At 51.4% G+C, this 18,855-nt stretch carries 20 protein-coding genes; 15 read left to right on the forward strand and 5 right to left on the reverse strand.

The genetic code is table 11. The features are described 5' to 3' along the window. Window positions 1-444: 444 nt before the first annotated feature. The 3 genes from PA598K_RS31595 to PA598K_RS31605 all read left to right on the forward strand — a co-directional run bounded on the left by PA598K_RS31595 (window position 445) and on the right by PA598K_RS31605 (window position 2,271). Window positions 445-744 carry an ArsR/SmtB family transcription factor gene (locus tag PA598K_RS31595; RefSeq protein WP_260405716.1) on the forward strand — a complete coding sequence of 100 codons (300 nt, stop codon included), beginning with the start codon at window positions 445-447 and terminating at the stop codon, window positions 742-744. 72 nt (window positions 745-816) lie between these two features. Continuing rightward, window positions 817-1,827, forward strand: a complete 1,011-nt coding sequence (locus PA598K_RS31600; protein ID WP_128660753.1) for an NADP-dependent oxidoreductase — start codon at window positions 817-819, stop codon at window positions 1,825-1,827. Window positions 1,828-1,893: 66 nt separating this feature from the next. Beyond that, a complete protein-coding gene (locus tag PA598K_RS31605; RefSeq protein WP_185602341.1) occupies window positions 1,894-2,271 on the forward strand; it encodes a DUF948 domain-containing protein in 378 nt (125 codons plus the stop codon). Between the two features lie 94 nt (window positions 2,272-2,365). Here the strand turns inward: PA598K_RS31605 and PA598K_RS31610 are convergent, their stop codons facing one another. From PA598K_RS31610 to PA598K_RS31625, 4 genes are all read right to left on the reverse strand, one after another. Beyond that, entirely contained in the window at window positions 2,366-3,604 is a 1,239-nt protein-coding gene (locus tag PA598K_RS31610; protein ID WP_128660755.1) for a CynX/NimT family MFS transporter, read from the reverse strand. 23 nt (window positions 3,605-3,627) lie between these two features. After that, window positions 3,628-4,320 carry a FadR/GntR family transcriptional regulator gene (locus tag PA598K_RS31615; RefSeq protein WP_128660756.1) on the reverse strand — a complete coding sequence of 231 codons (693 nt, stop codon included), beginning with the start codon at window positions 4,318-4,320 and terminating at the stop codon, window positions 3,628-3,630. A 137-nt stretch (window positions 4,321-4,457) separates the two neighbouring features. Further along, window positions 4,458-5,159 (reverse strand): ABC transporter permease, encoded by a 702-nt coding sequence (locus tag PA598K_RS31620; RefSeq protein WP_128660757.1) that lies wholly within the window; start codon window positions 5,157-5,159, stop codon window positions 4,458-4,460. Next, on the reverse strand, window positions 5,156-6,109 hold the full coding sequence (locus PA598K_RS31625; protein WP_128660758.1) for an ABC transporter ATP-binding protein: 954 nt from the start codon (window positions 6,107-6,109) through the stop codon (window positions 5,156-5,158). The genes PA598K_RS31620 and PA598K_RS31625 overlap by 4 nt, the downstream gene beginning before the upstream one ends. A gap of 145 nt (window positions 6,110-6,254) precedes the next feature. On the opposite strand from PA598K_RS31625, the gene PA598K_RS31630 reads away from it, so the two are divergent. Further along, on the forward strand, window positions 6,255-6,929 hold the full coding sequence (locus tag PA598K_RS31630; protein WP_128660759.1) for a response regulator transcription factor: 675 nt from the start codon (window positions 6,255-6,257) through the stop codon (window positions 6,927-6,929). 23 nt (window positions 6,930-6,952) lie between these two features. Beyond that, window positions 6,953-8,041 (forward strand): HAMP domain-containing sensor histidine kinase, encoded by a 1,089-nt coding sequence (locus tag PA598K_RS31635; protein WP_128660760.1) that lies wholly within the window; start codon window positions 6,953-6,955, stop codon window positions 8,039-8,041. A 15-nt stretch (window positions 8,042-8,056) separates the two neighbouring features. Here PA598K_RS31635 and PA598K_RS31640 read toward each other — a convergent pair whose 3' ends face one another. Then, window positions 8,057-8,653 carry a TetR/AcrR family transcriptional regulator gene (locus tag PA598K_RS31640; RefSeq protein WP_128660761.1) on the reverse strand — a complete coding sequence of 199 codons (597 nt, stop codon included), beginning with the start codon at window positions 8,651-8,653 and terminating at the stop codon, window positions 8,057-8,059. 147 nt (window positions 8,654-8,800) lie between these two features. Here PA598K_RS31640 and PA598K_RS31645 point away from each other — a divergent pair, with 147 nt between their 5' ends. The 10 genes from PA598K_RS31645 (at window position 8,801) to PA598K_RS31690 (ending at window position 18,764) form a co-directional block, all read left to right on the forward strand. Further along, a complete protein-coding gene (locus PA598K_RS31645) occupies window positions 8,801-9,700 on the forward strand; it encodes an ABC transporter ATP-binding protein (protein ID WP_128660762.1) in 900 nt (299 codons plus the stop codon). Then, the gene (locus tag PA598K_RS31650; RefSeq protein ID WP_128660763.1) at window positions 9,697-11,301 is read left to right on the forward strand and encodes an ABC transporter permease; all 1,605 of its coding nucleotides are present in this window, start codon (window positions 9,697-9,699) and stop codon (window positions 11,299-11,301) included. The genes PA598K_RS31645 and PA598K_RS31650 overlap by 4 nt, the downstream gene beginning before the upstream one ends. A 124-nt stretch (window positions 11,302-11,425) precedes the next feature. Continuing rightward, window positions 11,426-11,977 carry a VanZ family protein gene (locus PA598K_RS31655; RefSeq protein WP_128660764.1) on the forward strand — a complete coding sequence of 184 codons (552 nt, stop codon included), beginning with the start codon at window positions 11,426-11,428 and terminating at the stop codon, window positions 11,975-11,977. Further along, on the forward strand, window positions 11,943-12,641 hold the full coding sequence (locus PA598K_RS31660; protein WP_128660765.1) for a response regulator transcription factor: 699 nt from the start codon (window positions 11,943-11,945) through the stop codon (window positions 12,639-12,641). Before PA598K_RS31655 ends, PA598K_RS31660 begins: the two co-directional genes overlap by 35 nt. Beyond that, window positions 12,634-13,752 carry a sensor histidine kinase gene (locus PA598K_RS31665; protein WP_128660766.1) on the forward strand — a complete coding sequence of 373 codons (1,119 nt, stop codon included), beginning with the start codon at window positions 12,634-12,636 and terminating at the stop codon, window positions 13,750-13,752. Before PA598K_RS31660 ends, PA598K_RS31665 begins: the two co-directional genes overlap by 8 nt. Before the next feature lie 79 nt (window positions 13,753-13,831). After that, a complete protein-coding gene (locus tag PA598K_RS31670) occupies window positions 13,832-14,734 on the forward strand; it encodes a carbohydrate ABC transporter permease (RefSeq protein WP_128660767.1) in 903 nt (300 codons plus the stop codon). Between the two features lie 10 nt (window positions 14,735-14,744). After that, entirely contained in the window at window positions 14,745-15,620 is an 876-nt protein-coding gene (locus tag PA598K_RS31675; RefSeq protein WP_260405717.1) for a carbohydrate ABC transporter permease, read from the forward strand. Window positions 15,621-15,640: 20 nt separating this feature from the next. Then, window positions 15,641-16,801 carry an efflux RND transporter periplasmic adaptor subunit gene (locus PA598K_RS31680; protein ID WP_128660768.1) on the forward strand — a complete coding sequence of 387 codons (1,161 nt, stop codon included), beginning with the start codon at window positions 15,641-15,643 and terminating at the stop codon, window positions 16,799-16,801. A gap of 57 nt (window positions 16,802-16,858) precedes the next feature. Further along, the gene (locus tag PA598K_RS31685; protein WP_128660769.1) at window positions 16,859-18,187 is read left to right on the forward strand and encodes an ABC transporter substrate-binding protein; all 1,329 of its coding nucleotides are present in this window, start codon (window positions 16,859-16,861) and stop codon (window positions 18,185-18,187) included. Between the two features lie 127 nt (window positions 18,188-18,314). After that, window positions 18,315-18,764, forward strand: coding sequence for a VOC family protein (locus PA598K_RS31690; RefSeq protein ID WP_128660770.1), 450 nt, complete (start codon window positions 18,315-18,317; stop codon window positions 18,762-18,764). Window positions 18,765-18,855 lie beyond the last annotated feature (91 nt).

The raw sequence follows: 18,855 nt of genomic DNA on the forward strand, positions 1-18,855 counted from the left end.
ACTTTTTACTTGACAGTCTCTAGCCTTATCTCATGGATCTTTCTCTTTATTATCTATAAATACTGCATCACGATACTTGAAGTTACGATACCAGACAGAGAAGATTTTTACTCTAGGGAAGCATTATTTTCCGTTCGTATACCAATATCAGTGTATCTACTTATTAATATCTTCGTGTTCTTGCTAACCGTTAAACGGTATCGACTTTTTTCACTCCTATATTTTATAATTACGATGCTTGTAGCTTTATATTCAGTTTTCTATATAGAAACAAGCATTATCAGAGGAGTTTAAAAAGGATTTTCCATTATACCACACTCACTCACGGTTGGGTTAGCACCCTCAATCCACCATTGGTTTGACATCCATAATTCATTATGTTTTAATGATTAAACGAATAAACCAATGGTGGAGATGATGTCTGTGGGGCAAGAGTTTGAGCAAATGGAGCAACAATTTAAACAATACGTTCCTATACTGGATGCCTTGAAAGACGAAAATCGTCACGCCATTATTTTGTTGCTGGCCCGGAACAAGTCTGGACTGAATGTGAATACAATAGCAGAACATATCCCGTTGTCCAGACCTGCGATCTCTCATCATTTGAAGGTGTTGCGACAGGCGGGCTTTGTTGATTATGAAAAAAAGAATGTGGAAAATTATTATGTGCTGACGATCCGTAAACCGCTGGAGCAACTAAAGCTATTAATTGCCTCGATTGAAGCCCAGTGCAGCCAAACGTAAGAAGTTGAGCTAAAAATTTTTGCCCTATTGGTTTAAGTGTTTGGACGAATAAACGAATAAGGGGTGTTGGTAATGAAAGCTATGGTCATTGAGAAATATGGGGAGCATGTCCCGCTATTGTTGAAGGATCGTCCGATGCCGGTTGTTGGCGAATACGATGTGCTGGTTGAGATTCACGCCGCAAGCCTGAATCCGATTGACCAAAAAATAAAAGAAGGCAAGCTGAAGCTTTTATTGCGCTATGAGATGCCTTTAATACTGGGCAATGATTTCTCCGGTGTTGTAGTCAAGACTGGCGGCAAAGTGGATCAATTTAAACCCGGCGATGAGGTATACGGAAGGCCTCGGAAGAACAGGATCGGAACACTTGCGGAATATATTGCTGTTCATCAGGATGATATTTCGCTGAAGCCGACGAACCTCAGTTTTGAAGAGGCAGCATCTATACCCTTGGTCGGGCTGACCGTATATCAAGCCTTTCACGACATCCTCAAGCTGCAACAAGGGCAAAAGATTCTCATTCATGCCGGCTCCGGAGGGGTAGGAACGTTTGCGATTCAATTGGCCAAATTGATGGGGGCTTACGTAGCGACAACGGCCAGTGAACAAGGTTATGCGCTGGTTAAATCTTTGGGTGCAGATCACATTATCAATTATAAGCGAGAAAATTTCGAACAGCTGCTTGAAGGCTATGATTCCGTTTTGGATACATTAGGCGGCGAGGTTTTGCATAAATCCTTTCAGGTATTGAAGCCGGGGGGCAAAATCGTATCGGTATCCGGGCTTCCCAATGCCGCATTCGCCAAAGGAGCAGGCTTGGGTTGGTTTAAAACGACGCTTTTATCGCTGGTCAGTCGGAAGCTGACAGCCATGGAGAAGAAGACTCAGACCCACTATCATTTCCTGTTTATGAAGCCTAGCGGCGCGCAACTACGGGAGATCAAGCTTCTGCTGGAAGAGAAGCGTTTGATGCCCGTTATAGATCGGGTGTTTGATTTTGCGAATGCCCCGCAAGCGATGGCATATCTGGAGAGCGGCAGAGCGAAAGGAAAAGTAATTGTATCTATTAAGGACAGTAACTGAAGTAACTCATCCAAGGAATGTCCACTCCCTCGCCATCATACAATGATAGAGAGAAGGAGGGACAACATGATTATTGAAATCAGTATCGCTTTTGCAGCGCTGGCTTTTTGTTGTCTGGTTTATTATATTATCCGGACATTACAAAAATCGATGACGACGTTGGGGGAGACGAATCATACCTTGAAGGAAGTCAGAAACGCGGTTCACGGCTTGACTCAGGAAGCGTCGCAATTCATCCATACCGCTAATCAGATGACCAGAGAGGTCAAAGGCAAGATCGAAACGATCGATCCGTTGCTAGAATCGGTGCACGATGTGGGGGAAGTCTTGCATAATGTCACGGAATCTGTGAAAAATGCGACTACACGCCCGGTAGCGGGCAGAGCCGCAGACACACCGCCGAAAAATAACGATCAACCGCAGCTCCGGGTCAAAGTGAAATAGATCCATTCATTTGAGCATGATACAGCTTTCGTGACGAAGCAAGAGGCCGCCAAGGCGGCACTTGCTTATCCGAAAGCTTTTTTTGCGAGCGTCGCTATACAGAGGCTACAAATCGATCCCTCCCCGCTCCCAACCCGACGATACCAAGCACGACAGAGGCGCCGACCAGGAGCAGGAGCGGGACGCTCCAGCTGTGCGTGGCGTCATGCAAGTATCCGATGAGCGCCGGGCCCGTAGCAGCGAGCAGATAACCGATCGATTGGGCCATCCCGGACAGCTCGGCGGCCTGCTGGGCGCTCCGGGTACGCAAGCCGAAAAACATCATGGACAAGCCAAAGGCAAAGCCCACGCCAATCCCCAGGATAATCACCCATAAGACCAACAGATGCAGGCTGCCGTAAAGAAGGCCAAGCGTTCCCGATCCAAGCAAAATCGCTGTAAGGAGAACTAACAACCGTTGGTTGCGCATGCGTCCAGCCAGTACAGGCACGATAAACCCAAAGGGCAGCGAAGCGATTATCAGAATCGAAAGAAGCCAGCCGGATTGACTGGAGCTGATGCCTTGACCCTGCAGGATCTCAGGCAACCATGCTACCAATACATAAAAAATGGTCGATTGGATGCCCATAAAAAGCGTCACCTGCCAAGCCAATGAAGAGCGCCACATGTTGACTGGACGGTCGTTGCTTGAGACGCTGGCTACCATGGCTGGTTGTGCCGGAGCCTTGAGCTGCGGTAGCCACATCAATAGAGATACGAAGCTAAGAATCCCCCATACCCCCAACGCCCCTTGCCAGCTCATGCCTGCCCCTACAGCCAAGGGGATGCTGATCCCCGAAGCGATCGCTCCGCATAGATTCATGGAGACCGAGTAGACACCAGTCATCGTACCCATGTGCTGCGGGAATTCCCGCTTGATCAAGCTCGGCAGCATGACATTGCATACGGTAATGGCGAAGCCCAGAATGGCGGTCCCGACATACAAGGTCAACGCACCGGACAACGAGCGAACAACGATCCCGATCGTTAGCGCGATCAGCGAAATCAGGATCAATCGTTCCATACCGAACCTGCGTCCTAATCTTGGGATGAAGGGGGATAGCGACGCAAACGCAAGCAGCGGAACGGTGGTGATGAAGCCTGCCAACGTATTGGAAAGATGGATGTTGTCCCGAAGATGCCCGATTATTGGTCCTACCGAGGTCAGGGGAGCGCGTAAATTGGCCGAGATAAAAATAATGCCGATGATCATAAACCAGAATGTCGCCTGCGGGCGAGCTCCAGCAAGGAGCATGGGTTGCTGTTTTTCGATTAATGGTTTTGATGAATGCATAAGGCTTCCTCCCAGAGCTGGTATTAGTTGATCGTCAAATTCTTCTCTGAGGAAGAAGCACGGGCTTTGTCGATATAGGAGCGAACCGCGTCCTCGGCTTGCTGGCGATCTTGATGGACAAGGGCTTGATAGAGCCGTTCATGGGACTCGAGATACACCTCGGCATGCTCGGATTCCGCTGCTTCCAGGATCGTGGTATGCATGGCCTCGGAGATATGGTTATACAGGTTGGACATCAATTGGTTATGGGCGGCGGCAATGACCATCTTGTGAAACTCGACATCCCAGTGCGCATAAGCCCGCACATCCTGCTCGCTAGCCGCTTGTCTGCACTGCTCCAGGCAGGAGCGGATGGCCTCGAGATCTTCCTCGCTCCTCCTGAACGCAGCCAAGGCAGCGGCTTCTCTCTCCAGCGCGTACCGCACCTCCAGGCTCTCCAGCCGGTCGGTATGCTGGATCACCTTCTCAATGACCGCCCCCAAGACGCTGGAGGAGCAGACGTAAGTCCCGTCCCCTTGTCTGGTCTTCAGCAGTCCAGCATACGTTAAGGCACGGATCGCTTCCCGCAGCGTATTGCGGCTGACCTGAAGCTGTTCCATCAGCTCGGGCTCTGGCGGAATACGCATGCCGATTTGCCATTCATTGGTTTCGATCTTCCCCTGGATCTGGGCGGCTACTTGCTCCACCAAGGTTAAACGCTGCGTCTGAATTAACAACCCTATCACTCCTCTGTTTAAACGTAGGATGTTTGGTATATGGGTTGTATTATAGCAGGTCAGCTTTCATTTGTGAAGATGAAATTGATAATTATTATCACTCGCTTCTCTGTGTATCGGTTGGGCGATCGGAAGGATCACTTATGCTCCGCAAATCGCCACCAGGCGACGGTGCCGGCGAATCCGGCCAGTCCTGTGGCCGCCAGGATGGCGAAGCTGGTCCAGCCGATGTCGGTTCCGGTTAGCAGCAGGACGGGAATCGTCCAGGGGAAATAAGGTCCGAAGCCGAGTTGCACGATGACATTGGAGACGATGACGATGAGAAAGATGACCCCGATCGGCGCGAGGTAGCCGCGCGTGAGATTGGCGATCAAAGCGCTCGTCGTGCTGACGAGCATGATCAGCAGACAGGCGGCGAGGAACGGCCAGAACACCTGCAAGATGACGGACAGGGAGCCCCCGCCGACCCCGATCAGGGCGCCCGCTACTGAGATGACAGCAAAGGTAAACACAGCCAATCCTGTATTCCATAGCGTAACCGCAATGAATTTAGCCAATACGGTATAGGTCTTCGGGACCGGCTTCACCAGGATGTCCTTGATGGTGTTGTTGGTGTACTCCGTGCCAAATACCCAGGCGGAGGTGAAGGAGAATCCTACGACGAGCAAGGAGCCTATCGAGCCGAGCAGCTCTGCGAAGTAGGCTCCCCAGTGCGCAGCGGAGCTGTTGAACATCGCGATCATCAGCGGCAAGGCCGTGAAGGCGCCAAGCATCACCCAAAAGACGACGGAACGAACGATTTTACGCGCTTCGTTGTGAAGGAGTGAAAGAAGCTTCATGCCTGCTTCCTCCCCTCTGTACGGATCATCCGCAAGAAATACCCTTCCAGATCCTCCGTATCGACGCTCAGATGCGTGGGTGGTTGGCCCATGCGAACCAGCATTTCTGCCAGCTTCTCCGGCTGCGCGATCGCGCGGCCTTCTGTCAGGACCAAGCGCCCATCAGCGGCTTCTTCATAGCTGTAGTCATGGTCTGCGAGGATACGTTTTAGCGCCATGCGATTGCGCCCGTCCAGCATGACGCTTTTTTGCAGGGCTTGCTCCATCTGGCTTACCTTCATGTCCTGGATGAGCTGACCTTTGTGCATGATGCTGATCCGGTCCACCAGCTTGGACAATTCCTCTAGCAAGTGACTGGAGATGAGGACGGTGACGCCGCGATTGCGCGACAGGTCGAGCAGCAGCTCCCGGATCTCGACGACGCTGGCCGGGTCCAGGCCGTTGATCGGCTCGTCGAGGATCAACACCTCCGGATTGTGGAGCATCGCTTTTGCTAGGCCGAGCCGTTGCTTGTTGCCGAGCGAGAGCGCTTTGGCCGGCTTGTCCTGATGAGCGACCAGATCGAGCTGCTCGATGACGCGAGTGACGGAGCTGCGGTCGGCGATCAGATGCATCCTGCGGGCGATGTCGAGATTTTCCTTGACTGTAAGCTCCGGATAGAAGGTAGCCTCCTCCAGATAGCCAACCTTCTCCCACAGCTTGTAGTTGCCCGCGTCCACCTTGCTCCCCAGCATATAGATGCTGCCGGATGACGGCTTCAGCAACGACAGCAGCATTTTGATCGTCGTCGTCTTGCCGGCTCCGTTTAATCCCAGGAAGCCGACCACCTCGCCGCGATTGACCTGGAGCGAAAGATTGCGCACGGCCGTATAGTCGCCAAAGCTTTTACTGACATTGTCCAGATGGATGACGTTGGTAGCGTTAATGGTGCCTGATGGGCTGATTTTCATTTTCTTAACCTCTCTCTATGATGGGATTAGCCACACTATAATCGGCCAACCTCAACTGAACCTCAAGCGAGGCGACAAATCGGGGTTGATGTTCGGTTTACTTTGGGCCAGTATAGTAATGTTATCGTATAGGGAGGTGTGCAACGTGTTCGATATCCTGGTGGTCGAGGATGATGCCAATACGCAAAAGCTGCTCTGCGCTGTGCTCACCCATGGGGGCTATCATGTCCATCCGGTTAACAACGGGCTCGAAGCGCTCAGCAGGATGGAGGAACAGCGCTTCGACCTGATCGTGCTGGACCTGATGATGCCGGAGATGGACGGATATCAATTGTGTAAGGCATTGCGCAGCGTCAGGGACGATATCCCGATCCTGATGGTTACAGCGATGGACGATATGACGGACAAGCATCAAGGCTTCCTCGCGGGGACGGACGATTACATGACCAAGCCGTTCGACGAGCAGGAGCTGCTGTTCCGTATCAAGGCGCTGCTGCGCAGGGCACAGGCTGTCAGCGAGCACAAGCTCGTGTTGGGCGAGACGACATTGGATTACAACGCGTTGACGGTTACGAGGGGAGCGGAGCAAACGCTTCTGCCGCAAAAGGAGTTTTACCTGCTATTCAAGCTGATGAGCTCTCCCGATAAAATATTTACGCGTCTGCATCTGATGGAGGAAATCTGGGGAGTGGATACCGAGATAGATAGTCATACCTTGAATGTCCATATTAACCGTTTGCGCGATAAATTCAGGGACAATCCGGATTTTGAGATCGTGACGGTGCGCGGGCTGGGCTACAAGGTCGCGAAGCGCAAGTGAAAAGGATGGGAGGGATGAGAGGGATGTCGAGCAGGCAAAGGTTGCTTCCAAAAAAAATAAGTCTGGCGTTTTCCTTGGTGGCGTTGGTGTTTGTGGTCATGGTGTTGTCGATTGGTTCCGCAGGCTTGCTGGCATTTTTGCTTTATCGGACTGGACTGCTCGACATGAATGAGCCGGAGCCCCTGCGCGGAGTGTACGTGCTGTTATATATTAGTCTGTTCATGGGAGTAGTGATCGCCACGCTGTTGAGCCGGCGCTCGGTGAGACCGATCCGGGATATGATGGAGGCGACCGGCAAGGTAGCGAAGGGGGACTTTTCGGCCGAGGTGACGTCGAAGGGCAGCATTGTTTTTGAGCTGGACGCCCTCGCGGCGAGCTTCAACAAGATGGTGCAGGAGCTGAAGGGGATCGAGACATTGCGCAGCGACTTCGTGCGGAATTTCTCGCATGAGTTCAAGACTCCGATCGCTTCGATTAGCGGCTTTGCCCAATTGCTCAAGAAGGGCGGTCTCAGCGAGCAGGACAAGCAGGAGTATCTGGACAGCATCATCCAGGAATCCGAACGGTTGGTCGGCTTGTCGACCAGCATCCTCAACCTGTCGAAGGTCGAGACGCTTGAGATCGTGAGCGAAAGGTCAGTCTACCGCCTGGACGAGCAAGTGAGGCTGGCGATCCTGATGCTGGAGCCGAAGTGGAGCGCCCGCAGCCTCCAGTTGGAGCTTGCCCTGGACGAGGAGATCGAGATCAACAGCAATAAAAACCTGCTTCAGCAGGTGTGGATCAATGTGCTGGATAATGCGATCAAGCATTCGAAGGGCGGCGGGACGCTAAAGATTGGCTTGTGGCAGCACGGTGGGGATGCGGTGTTCCGGCTGGAGGATCAAGGCTACGGGATGAGCGAAGAGACGATGCGACGAATGTTTGACAAGTTTTATCAAGGTGACGCCTCTCGCGCGATGACCGGAAACGGACTCGGATTAACGCTTGTCAAGCGCATCGTCGACTTGTGCGAAGGGACAATCGAGGTAGAGAGCGAGCTTGATCGAGGTTCCGTGTTTACGATCAGGCTGCCTTTGGCGAACCTCATTTTCCCGTCGGAGCACCTACGCTGATCTCCCATGCTCCCCTCACTCTTCCCAATTATGCTTGCTTCCGATCAGTCCATAAAAAAACAGCTTCATGAGGTCTCCCGTCATCTTTTGCAGATGCGGCAAGGCCTCTTCTTTTTGCATGTAGTCTCTGAACATTTGAATGAAAACAAGCACAGATTCATTCGCCAGATTGGGGTCGACATAGCCTTCCTGTTTGCCTTCTTCAATCAATGCCATCAACCCAGGCATTATTTTTTCCTGCATCATCTGTTCCACGTAAGGAAGGCCGGCGGCGTATTTTTTCATGAAATGGTTAAAGCTGTCCCGATGCAAATCATTGGCAGCTTCGATTTTAGTAAACATCAGATGTTTGATTTTTTCGATAAAAGGTTTATCGCTGGTCAATATGTTCTCGAAATCCGACCAAACCTGATCGAGATAAAAGATAATCATCTCTTCAACAAGCTTATGCTTGCTCCCAAAATAGTTGTAAATGGTAACTTGTGACACATTAGCTTGCCTTGCGATTTCGGCGACGGACACTTTTTGGATGCCGTACGTCAAAAACAAATTGACGGCACTTCGCAAAATGTCCTGTTTTTTCTGCTCGCTTCGTTTCTGATAGCCGTCCATTTCATCCACCTCTCCTAAACAGTGTAACTCATGTTATGAAATACAACAATAAAATAAGTTCAAAACATATTGAATCATTTGTCGTTATCATATATTATGAACGATATGAATAAAATTATTTCAAAACATTAACGGGAGGCAAAGGACATGGCTCTATTACAGGTCAAGGGCTTGACGAAGAGATACGGAGCATTTACAGCGCTGGACGGTGTGGATCTGGAAGTCAGCAGCGGCGAAATCTTCGGGTTCATCGGTCCGAATGGTGCGGGGAAATCCACGACGATCCGTGTACTGCTCGGTATCTTGCGAGCTACCTCTGGAGAAGCGCGATTGTTTGGCAAGGATGCATGGCGCGATGCGGTCGAGATTCACAAACGTCTCGCGTATGTTCCCGGCGACGTCAATCTATGGCCGAATCTGACAGGCGGAGAAGTGATAGATCTGTTGATCAAATTACGAGGCGGGCATGGCAAAAGCAAGCGCGAAGAGCTCATCCAGAGATTCGATCTGGACCCGACAAAGAAGTGCCGCACCTATTCCAAAGGCAACAGGCAGAAAGTAGCTTTGGTCGCGGCATTTTCCTCCAATGCGGACTTGTATATTTTGGACGAACCGACCTCCGGCTTGGACCCATTGATGGAAAATATCTTTCAGAAATGTGTCATGGAAGCAAAGGCGCGCGGGGGGAGCGTACTGCTGTCGAGCCATATCTTGTCTGAGGTGGAACGTCTGTGCGACAAGGTAGGGATTATAAGGCAAGGGAAGATGATCGAAAGCGGAAGCTTGAGGGAGCTGCGTCATTTGACGCGTACGCATGTTAAGGTTGAAACGAAACAGGCGGTTTCTTCCATGGAGCGGTTGACCGGGATTTACGACCTAAAGGCAAATGGAGCGGAGTTATCTTTCCAATTGGATATGGATGAGACGGACAACGTCATTCGGCATCTGAGCTCGTTTGGCATCGTGAAGCTGGAATGCTCGCCGCCAACGCTCGAGGATTTGTTTATCCGCCACTACGAAGGCGCTGGGGGAGGCGTACGGGGATGAGCTATTCGTTATGGGCGGGCTTGGGCCGATGCATCGGATTCGTGATGAGACTTGACCGGATGCGCATTCCATTATGGTTGCTCGGCATTGTTTTTTTTACTTTGATCGTGCCCCCTGCGCTGTCTGAGATGTACGGAACGCAGCAGGACAGGGAGGTTATGGCTGTGACGATGGCCAACCCCGCCATGACGGCGATGCTCGGGACCGGGGATTTGGACCACTATACCGTCGGTGCGATGACCGCGCATCAGATGCTGCTTTTGACATCGATTGTAGCGGGTCTGATGGGTATTCTGCTCGTCGCGCGCCACACGAGGGGGGATGAGGAAGAGGGACGACTGGAGCTGATCCGCTCGCTCCCGGTTGGCCGTCTTTCATGGCTGAACGCGACGTTGATTGTACAGATGGGCGTTTTTACGTTGCTTGCGCTAGCTACGGGCTTCGGGCTGGCGATGTTATCCATCGAAAGCATCGATAGGGAAGGTTCATTATTGTATGGGGCGGTTATTGGTGCGACGGGATTGGTCTTCGCCGGGGTAGCGGCGCTGTTTGCCCAGCTTTCGGATAGTTCTCGGGGGACGGTCGGCTATTCCATAGCCATACTTATGATCGCTTACTTGGTGCGGGCGGTGGGCGATGTCGGCAATGCGACGTTGTCGTGGCTATCTCCCCTTGGATGGGTCTCCAAGGCAGAGGTCTATTCAGCTAACCATTGGGGACCTGTCGGCCTGATGTCGGCGCTGGCGCTGCTCCTCTTTATCGCGGCTAACGGGCTGAACGCCATTCGGGATCTGGACAAGGGCTTGCTGCCGTCCACATCGGGCAAAACTCGCGCCTCGCGCTTCCTGCAAAGCCCGGTTGGTCTGGTGTTGCGACTACAGCGCACAGGGCTGCTTGTTTGGGCCATTGGCATGTATGCGCTTGGCGCATCGTATGGTTCGATCCTGGGCGATCTGGAAACATTCCTCCAAAATAACGAAATGCTGAGTCAAATGATAGGGGAGATTAAAGGCGTAACGTTAACGGAACAATTCATTGCGATGCTCATGACCGTTATTGCGCTTGGTGCGACGATCCCCCCGATGATGGCTGTCAACCGGCTCCACGGAGAAGAGAAGAAGGGACGAATCGAACCGCTGCTCGTCAGAGCGGTCTCTCGCAGCCGTCTGCTTGGAGGGTATGTCGTAGTTGGTCTTCTGAGCGGATTGCTTATGAATGCTCTTGCCACGCTTGGTCTGTGGTCTGCCGGTCAGGTATCGACTGCAGATGGCTTGCGCCTCGGCGCCATCTATGGAGCAGCGTTAGCGTATTATCCGGCGATGCTCGTTATGATCGGCCTGTCCATTTTTTTCGTCGGCTGTTTGCCGAAGTTGATTTCTCTGAATTGGTTGTATCTGTTGTATTCCTTTATTATCCTGTACATGGGAGATCTATTGCAGGTCCCGCACTGGATGGAATGGATTACACCCTTTGGTTTTGTACCCCGCATCCCTATGGATGATGCGGCATTTTTACCGCTGTTCCTGCTTGTCGTCATCGCCAGCGCATTGATTGTGGCGAGCTTCGTCGGGTTCAGAAGACGAGATATTGAGGCGCCTTAGGCAGACGCGCTGGGGCGCGACCTTTGAAGCTTAAGGAAAACTTTAAGTTCACCCGCATGTCTTTTTTAACTATCAGGTCTATCCTTAGACCATAGACAACAGACAAAGCGGGTGACGACATAAGATGAATATGAGCTGGGAAGAAGCGATCAAAAGAGAACGCATCAAATCGCTAAGCTGCTGGACCTTTCTTTTGTTTTATTTTTACCTGCTGATCAAAGTTATCCTGTTGAAGTTTCAAACGATGGATCTCAGCTTTCTGTGGGGCCAATTGTTGATCGGTCTTCAGGAGCCTTATTTGCTCTCGATCCGCCTGGAAACGGCGAATTTGGTCCCTTTCCGGGAGATCAACCGCTCGTTCCAATCGTTATCCGTCCACGCAATGGTTAATTTAGTTGGCAACATCGCTATTTTTTTGCCCCTGGGCTTCATGTTGGCTTTTATGTGGAACCGTGTTAGGATGGCGGGAGTAAAGATTGTGAGCTGTGCATTTTTGTTGAGCTTGGGGCTCGAATCGGCGCAGCTCGTATTCATGATCGGACAATTTGATGTGGATGATATGTTGCTGAACACCTTGGGCGGCTTATTAGGCTTCATCGTGTACCGAGCGGTGAGATTTGTCATGGAAAGGACGGAGCAATATGAAACCCATTACGATACTGATCGCCGACGATGAGGTCGAGATCGCCGATCTGATCGAGCTGCATCTGGTCAAAGAGGGCTACAGATGTCTCAAGGCGGCAGACGGACAAGAGGCATTGGACATGATCAGGGGACAGGCGGTAGATTTGGCGATACTCGATATTATGATGCCCAAGCTCGATGGATATGAGGTCGTCCGATCGATCCGCGAGAAGTATCATTTCCCCGTCATTTTTCTGAGTGCCAAGGTGACCGACCTGGACAAGATTACGGGTCTGATTCAGGGCGCCGATGACTATATGACCAAGCCGTTTAACCCGTTGGAGCTGGTAGCGCGAGTCAAGTCCCACCTGCGTCGATCGATGCTGTTTAATCCCTCGATGGCCGCTTCGGAGAAGTCGGTCCTCGAGGTCGGGGGACTCGTCATCCATATGGAGCAGCGAACGGTGTCGCTTTACGGACAAGTGCTGGAGCTTACGCCCAAGGAGTTTGATATCCTGGTGTTGCTCGCGAGCAATCCGAAACGAGTGTTTAGCCAGGATCATATTTTTCAGCATGTGTGGGGTCAGGCATACTTTGAAGGCGGGAATACGGTGATGGTGCATATCCGAACGCTGCGCAAGAAGCTGGGAGAGGACCAGCAAAAAAACAAGCTGATCAAAACCGTATGGGGAGTAGGGTACACGTTCAATGGCTAAATTCAATATTCGAAGCTTTCGTTTCCAGATGATCCGCTTGTTTGGGATCAGCATGCTGCTATCCGCTGGCACTACCTTCCTGATCTACCTGGCGCTGCGGCAGTATTACCATACGCTGCTTCGCGATAACCCGTTGTTTCATTTCCGCGAGACGGTACGGGATATCGGGGACATTAACGTGTTCCTGATCTTGTTTTTTCCGATTTCGTTTGGCTTCTTTTATTTTTTCACCCGGCGTTATGTCTCCTATTTCCAAGAGATCTCCCGAGGGATCAACCAGTTGGCGGGGGGCGATTTCTCTTATCGCGTCCATATCGCATCCAATGATGAATTCGAGGATATTGCCCATGACATTAACCGGGCCAGCGAGAAGCTGCAACAGGCGGAGGAGCGTGGCGATTTCGCCGAGAACAGCAAGGACCAACTGGTGCTTAACCTTGCCCATGATTTGCGTACCCCATTGACGTCTGTCATTGGGTATTTGGACTTTATGCTGCAAGGGGATCATCTGACAGCCGAGCAGATGAAGCATTACACGACGATCGCTTACACGAAATCGCAGCGGCTCGAAAAGCTCATCGACGAGATGTTCGAGATTACAAGGCTGAATTACGGCAAGCTGCAGATCCGCCAGGAGCCGCTTGACCTCGGAGAGCTGTTGACCCAATTGACCGAGGAGATGGTGCCGATGTTCGAAAAAAACGAGCTGACGCCGCGCCTTGCGCTGGCTTCACAGCTGGAGGTTTTGGGCGACGGCGACCTGCTGGCGCGCGTGTTCGAAAACCTGCTATCCAATGCGGCCCGTTACGGGAGCGATGGCGAGTATGTTGAGGTCCGAGGCAGCCATGAAGAGGGCAACGTCGTCATCCAAGTCGTCAATTACGGGAGCAGCATTCCCCCTGACGAGCTTCCTCATGTGTTTGATATGTTTTTTACAGGCGATCATGCCCGCACCCATCAGCACGGAAGCAAGGGTCTGGGACTGTTTATTGCCAAAAATATTGTTGAGATGCATGAAGGAACCATCTCAGTCCAAAGCGATGCCAGTCATACCGCCTTCGAGGTGCGGATTCCTCGCTTATCTGCTGCTCAGGAAATACAGTCCATTTAAGATATATTTTAGATTTACCCTACTTTTTATTTTATCCGTCCCCCTTATGCTAGGAGCATAACAGTTAGGGGAAGGATCGATGAAGAGGTGGGGTTTTTTGTATGCTCCTAAAGGGTTCGTTCGATGGATGCGTCGTGACAGTACGGTCGCATGGTTGTTTCTGGCGCCAAGCGCCATAGGGTTTTCCCTGTTTTATCTCCTCCCTTTTTTGATGACGGTGAAGGCTTCGCTGATGACCAACGTCTCGGGAGGCAGGTTTGTAGGACTCGCAAATTACGAGGCGGTGCTAGACAGCGCATCCTTCCAAAAAGCGGCTTACAATTCGTTTTATTTCAGCTCGGTCAGCGTCCCGCTGATGCTCGTCTTGTCCCTGGTCTTGGCGTTACTGCTCCATCGGCAAATCTACCTGCGGAAGTGGATGCGTCTCATGTATGTCTTGCCGCTTGTCGTGCCAGTCGCCTCGATCATCATGATCTGGCAGGTGGTCTTTGATTGGAATGGCCTGTTAAATCGCGTGATGAGCTGGTTTGACGTGAATCGGGTGGATTGGATGAAGTCGGAAGCCGCTCGGTATGTGGTCATCGTGCTCTATGTATGGAAAAACATCGGCTACAACGTCATTTTGTTCCTGGCGGGCCTTCAGCAAATCCCAAAGGATTATTACGAAACGGCGCAGATCGAGGGCGCTGGCCGCCTTCGCCAGTTTTTCGGGATTACGCTGGTCTATCTCACGGCGACGACTTTTTTTGTAGTCATCATGTCGATTATTAATTCCTTCAAGGTGTTTCGGGAGACGTATTTGCTGGCAGGGGATTATCCGCATGACAGCATCTACATGCTGCAGCATTACATGAACAATATGTTCGGGGCGCTGGACCTTCAGAAGCTGACGGCGGCTGCGTGCTTAATGTTTTGCGGGATCATGGTGATCGTTTTGCTACTGTTCGGGTTAGAGCGCCGGTATCGGCAATTTATGGAGTAGGAGGGGTAGATTGAAGATCGTATCAATCGTACATAAGAGCCTGATCACCGCATGGATGGGGGCGGTTGGACTGCTGATGCTGTTACCGATCGTCATCACCTTTACCCATTCGCTCATGAGCCAGTTCGAGCTGAACATCAACTACGGCGTGATCGGCAAGCTGACGCCAATCACATCAACGGGCGCGGACACGTTCGTCAATCTAAAATGGCTGCCGGACCAGGTGACGCTGGCGCAGTACGGACAATTGCTCGTCTATTCCGCTCAATATTTGCTGCTGTTCTGGAATTCGGTGGGGCTGGTCGTACCGATTATGGTCGGTCAAACGGTCGTTGCGGCGCTGGCGGCCTATGCGTTTGCGAAGCTGAACTTTCGTGGCCGCAACGCCTTGTTCCTCGTCTATGTGATGACGATGCTGATGCCGTTTCAAGTGACGCTCGTGCCGAACTACATCATGGTCGATCAACTGGGGTTGTTGAATCGTTCAGGGGCTGTCATTTATCCAGGGATTTTCGCTGCATTTGGTGTGTTTATGCTGCGCCAGTTTATGCTGCCTATCCCGTATGCCTATATCGAAGCGGCCAAGCTTGACGGGGCAGGTCATCTGACGACCTTCCTGAGGATCATTGTTCCTATGGTCAAGTCAGGGCTAGCCGCACTGATCATTTTACTTTTCGTCGATTACTGGAATATGGTCGAGCAGCCGCTGATTTTTATGAACGATGCGTTCAAACAGCCATTATCGGTGTTCTTATCGCGATTGAGCGGCCAATGGGATACGGTTTTTGCCGCATCGATGCTATATATGGCTCCTATGCTTTTGTTATTTTTGTACGCAGAGACGTACTTTGTAGAAGGCGTCCAATTGTCCGGCATTAAGGGATAGGAAGGTGACAAGGTCAAGCTATGGAACGATGGACGGAAGAGACGGAACGCAGGAGGAAAAAGTGGCTCCTCTCCCTGCTGCTGTTGCTAATGGGCGTGCTGTTATTGTTCACGCTGTTTAGCAATACGCTGCAGTCGGTTACCTTGCCGAAGGTTCGAGCCGAGACGATGACCGTCGCGGGAGTGACTTACAAGCTGGAGGCCAGAGGCGTCATGCAGCCGGTACGTCAGGCAGAGCTGCCCAACCCGGCAGGATGGAAGGTCCGGCAAGTGCTCGTGAAGCAAGGCGACACGGTGAAGAAGGGGCAGCAGCTGGTCCTATATGACAGCTCCTCCGCCAAGCGCGAGCTCGAGGATGAGATCGTGTATCACGAGAAGATGAGCGTTGCCCTGCTAGGGCTGGACGAGCAGTTCAAACGATTGATGTTCGAGGGCAACGAGGCTGAGGCGCAAGAGATCAGACGAGCGATCAAAACGCAGCAACTCGATCTATCGATACAGCAGCGCAAAATCGATGCCTTGCGAGAACAACTGAATGAGCACGGCGGGCTGGACGCTCCATTTGATGGCGTGGTGAAGGAGATGAATGCCGTAGAAGGGCTTGCTGCCATCGGTGAACCGGATGTAGTGATTGCCAACCGAGACGCAGGATATCGACTGGACCTTACGGTGGATACAGAGCTCCTCGATCGTCTCGGGCTTGAAGTCGGACAATCGATCGAGCTGTGTCTCGAAGCTAAGGGAGAACAAGCGGTCCGTTCGCTGGAGGGAACGATCCACGAGATGATTGACGCGGATCCGCGAGCCTCCGATCTCGCAGGGGCGAATCCCGGATCGCAGCCAGCGATTGGACAGACGCAACTGCGGATCCATGTGGTCGACGATATGCTGAAGGGAGGTGAACGGGCCTTGGTCAAACTGGAGCGGGCATCGGAAATAAAGGGATGGCTAATCCCGCAGGAGGCGATTCATAGGGAAGGGGACAGCCTATTCCTCTTTACCGTGTATGTGCAAAGAGGCGCTTTGGGCAATGTGTTCGTGGCTCGCAAGGTTCCGGTCGAAGCGATCGAGACGACAGAGCAACAAACGATGATCGCAGAGGATCGACTATATGAGGGAGATCTCGTCATTCTGGACAGCAGCGAACCCTTGCAGGATGGCAATCGCATCCGCCTGAATTAGGAAAAATCAGGCTGCCCTCAAAAAGCCGAAGAGGCGAAAGATGAAAGGTTGAGATGAATGAACAAGAAATTAAAGCTTGCCACGGTGTTATCGACGGTGCTCCTGATGCTCATTACCGCTTGCTCCTCTGAGGACAGCTCCTCCGAAGCGGGAACAAAGGACAAGGTCACGGAAAACGGAAAAACGATCCTCACGTTGTCCATGTTGCAGTCTACGCCCTTTTACGAGGCGTTGGAGAAAAAGTTCGAAGCCCGTTACCCCGACATCGATCTGCGTATACAGGCTCAGAAAGAGCCGGGAGCGGAGTATGTGTTCGGGGAGGAGGAGGAATACCAACGATCGATTAATACTGCGCTTTTATCTGGGACAGGGCCGGATGTGTTTAGTCTGGAGGGAATGTCCGTCAACGACTATGTCGAGAAGGAGCTTATTTTGAACATGGATCGCTTGCTGGAGCAGGAGGAGACATTACAACAAGACCAGCTTCACGCCAACGTGCTAGAGGCTATGAAGCAAAATGGCGGGACGTATACCCTGCCTTCCGGATTTAATCTGCGCGCCTTTATCGGCAATGGCGAGGCATTAAAGGACGCTAACATCGATGAAGAGAGCTGGACATGGCAGGACTTCGCCGATGTGGCCAAGAGGTTGACGCAGGGGGATAGCGGCTTGTACGCGATGGCGGATTATACCCCGGATATGCTGATGCAGGAAATGATCATCGATGGATACAGCTCGTATGTAGATGAAGGGTCCAAAACCGTCCGCTTCGACTCCCCGGAGTTTATCGCCTTGCTGAAGCAGGTGCAGCAGCTGTACGAGGATGGCGTCATGACGACAGAAGCGGCCGAGCCTGGCAAGCAGTTGTTTTACTCCACCGTCCTGTATGGGCCGGCTGACGTCATCAACCAGACCCACATCCGGTTTGACCAACCGCAGTTGATGCAAAAGCCGCATAGCCAGGCGCAGTCTGGACATATGCGTATCTTGCCGACGGCGCAATTTGCGATTCGGGCAGATACAGCGGTGCAAGAGGAGGCGTGGAAGCTGTTAAGCTTCCTGCTGTCCGAGGAGATGCAACAGATGCCCGAGAGAGAGGGATTCTCTATGCTCAAATCAGTGAATGATCAAAAGCTCGACGAGGTGAAAAAGCAAGTTCAAGCGGGGAGCTACAAGCTGTCTAATGGACAAGTGGCACAGGCAGAGGACGAAGAGTTTACCCGATTCGCGCAACTTCTGGATCTGGCGGATCGATACTCCATGCTCAATGCCAGATTGATCTCCATCGTCGGGGAGGAATCGCTCGCTTATTTTAGCGGTCAGATGTCTGCAGAGGAAGCCGCACAGTTGCTTCAAAACCGCGCGACGATCCTTTTGAACGAATGACTTTTTTGTGTTCGAATACGAACGCTTGTGCTATACTATAATAAATTGGTATAATCTTGAATTGATGATCGGGATTAGGAACACCGGAACGTGATGTATAATCGGTACGTTTGGAAAGGAGAAAAACATGATACTTGGATTGTATGAAGCACATTTACCAGTGAGCAACTTGCATAAATCCATCGCATTTTATTCTAAATTAGGATTAGAGCTTGCATGGAGAGACGATGAGACAGCATTCTTCTGGATTGAAAAAGAAAAAAGTTGGGTGGGTCTATGGGAAGGGAAAGAGGTTGAAACTCCTTATCATCCATCATTAAGACATTTAGCATTTCGAGTGAGCTATGAAGATTTTAAAGACAGCGTGAAGTGGCTTCAAACGCTCGGAATCGATCCTGTTCCGTTTGGCAATCGAGCTTCGATAAGTCCATTTATCCGACCTAATCAGGGAAATGCTTCTGTATATTTCAATGACCCTGATGGAAACAGCTTGGAATTAATGTGTTTTATAAGCGTCCCTGAACATTTGAAGAATTTATCCCAAAAATTATCAATAGAAGAGTGGGAAAACCTATAGAAAAAAATCACATCATAGCGCTGAGAAGATGACGATCACAGGAGTTCGTTAAACGATGGTAGAGAAGGTATGAACCTGAATTACGAAAGTG

It is taken from the genome of Paenibacillus sp. 598K (assembly GCF_003851045.1).
GTDB lineage: Bacteria > Bacillota > Bacilli > Paenibacillales > Paenibacillaceae > Paenibacillus_D.